A 266-nucleotide genomic window follows, 5' to 3' on the forward strand; every position below is an offset into this window, starting at 1 on the left:
CTGCTGTCCAACGCTGTCAAATTCACCCGCAATGGTCAGGTCACCATCGAAGCAACACGCCTTGGCGCACCCGGCGCACCGCTTGACGAGGTCGAATTTCAGATCAGCGATACCGGCATTGGCATAGCCGAACAGAATCTGCCGCGTATTTTTGATGATTTCGTACGGCTTGAGGATATCGATAGCGCCGAAGGTACCGGCCTGGGCCTGGGCATCGCCAAGCATCTGGTTACCCTGATGGGAGGGGAGATAGGTGCGGAAAGTGT

Annotated in this window: 1 protein-coding gene; it reads left to right on the plus strand. The window is 56.4% G+C overall.

The window, feature by feature from the left end; translation table 11 throughout:
• A partial coding sequence (locus NXS07_RS21260; RefSeq protein ID WP_258087666.1) for an ATP-binding protein occupies positions 1-266 on the plus strand: 266 nt, incomplete at both ends.

Source organism: Xenorhabdus bovienii (assembly GCF_024721015.1).
Taxonomy (GTDB): Bacteria; Pseudomonadota; Gammaproteobacteria; order Enterobacterales; family Enterobacteriaceae; genus Xenorhabdus; species Xenorhabdus bovienii.